The sequence below is a fragment of the uncultured Thiodictyon sp. genome (genome assembly GCF_903828115.1).
Lineage (GTDB): Bacteria > Pseudomonadota > Gammaproteobacteria > Chromatiales > Chromatiaceae > Thiodictyon.
Genome location: NZ_CAIKKU010000813.1, coordinates 1 through 1,845 on the forward strand (window position 1 = coordinate 1; position 1,845 = coordinate 1,845).

Annotated in this window: 1 protein-coding gene and 1 pseudogene; both read right to left on the bottom strand. The window is 69.3% G+C overall.

What is annotated here, in order from left to right; all coding sequences use genetic code 11:
* Nucleotides 1-703 (bottom strand): annotated as a pseudogene (locus QZY48_RS29960) (hypothetical protein); the annotation flags it as partial.
* Complete coding sequence (locus QZY48_RS29965; protein WP_295437511.1) at nt 700-1,584, bottom strand: sulfotransferase; 885 nt, start codon at nt 1,582-1,584, stop codon at nt 700-702. The pseudogene QZY48_RS29960 and the gene QZY48_RS29965, both read right to left, overlap by 4 nt.
* Between the last annotated feature and the right edge of the window lie 261 nt (nt 1,585-1,845).

Sequence of the window (1,845 nt, forward strand, 5' to 3'; positions counted from 1 at the left end):
CGCCGCCGCCGAAGCCGCCGTTCCTCTGGCCGTTGCTGCCGCCCGATCCCCCGTAGAGGCCGGTACCGCCATAGCCGCCAGGCTTGCCCGTGGCGGCAGCGAAGAGCCCGCCCCCGCCCGAGTTGCTCTTGCCGAACATGCCGGCGCCACCATAGGTGCCTAGCCCGCCAGATCCTTTGCCTCCGGTGGCGTTATTGCCGGAAAAGCTCACATTCTCGACCCTGACCGTGCCGTTATAGACGAACAGCGCACCGCCCAGGCCCGCCCCGGCGCCACCCCACCGGCCATCCCCACCCTGCGCCTTGCCGTTGCTGAGGTTGAGATTCTTGATCACCACGATGCCCGACTTGACGAACAGCGGGCGGTAGGTGCTGCCGCCGCTGATGGTGCGGGTGGTGGCGTCGCTCTGCAGGGTGAGGTTGGAATCGATCAGGCGCGTCATCACCCCGGTCAGGGTCACGTTGGTCTGGAGCGTGATGGTGTCGTTGGTGCAGCCGCCGCCCGGGTGGCCGTTCGCATAGATCGTGGCGCCGCCGTTGTTGGCGGTCGCGATGGCCCAACTGAGCGTGTTGGCGGTGCCGCCGGTGCCGTTGTCGTTGGCGACGGTGACCACGCAGTCGACGGCCGCCCGGGCCGCCGGGCCGCTCAGTGCGAGTGCGATGGCCAATGCCAGCCGGTTGGGGGTCGAGGGGTGGCTGTTCATCCGGGGTGTTCCTGTGGTGCGTCCGCCAGACCGGGGTAGAAGGTCTGGTAGTAGTCGTTGAAGTGGCGTTGCAGGTCGGCCGCGATGCGCGTCGGTACCGGGTGGGGGGCCGGCGGCTGGATGCGGGGGAAGGTGCGGTGTGGGTACTTGCAGCGATAGTGGCTGTCGCTCTCGTGCGGGTACACCGGCAGGTCGGCGGGGTCCAACGGAGTGGGGGCGAGCCCGAGCCAGCGGTGCAGGTCCGCCAGCGCGGCCACCGGCGCGGCCACCAGGTGCTCGAAGACCACGTAATAGAGCCGCCGCTGCCAGTCGTCCGGGCAGTCCTGGAGCGCCTCGATCGCCTTGAGCGGGGCGCCGATCAGCCCGTCGGCGGCGAGCAGCCGGTCGGCGCGGGCATAGGGCGAGAGGTGCGCCAGGTGGTCGGGGAAGTCGAGCAGGCGGGTGCGGGCGTGCTGCGCCTCGATGGAGCCCAGGATTTGGCCCAGCTCGCGCACGCACACCAGCATCCGGAACTCGGGGTCGAACGACTGGACGGTCTCGATCTGCGCGAGCCAGCCGCGGTGCTTGTCCACCACCCAGGGGCGCTCGGTCTCGGCCGCCCAGCCGGCGACGAAGCCGGCCCAGGCGCGCGTGAGGCGGGCGTAGGCGCGCTCGAAGTCGCCGTCGAGCTGGGCCAGCAGGAACTCGTTGTCGCTCCACTGGTGGCGCAGTTGGGTGAGGATCTGGCACAGCGGGGAGGAGTGCCCGGTGCTGTGGATGGCGGGGTGCAGCCCGAGCAACTGGCACAGCAGGGTGGAGCCGGCGCGCGGGAGGCCGGTGACATAGAGCAGGCGCGGGGGCGGGGTCGCTCCGGGTTGGTGGTCTGCCGTCAGGGGCGGCACGCGCAGGGGCTCATGCGGGGGTCTTCATCGGTTGGGTTGCGGTTGGCAGCCCCGGGCCCGGTTCGGCCGGGCTGCCATAACCGTCCAATGCTAGATGATTGTGGGGCTTTATCTGTAAAGATTTGTATCGTTCGGAGCCTGGGCGGCGGCGTTGGCGGCCGTGGGAACCGCGCCGGAGAACTGATGTGGTGACCGAGATCCCGGGTACGCTGTCCTGGTCGTTGTCGTTGTCGGTTTGGTGATCGGGTTGTTAGTTTTAGA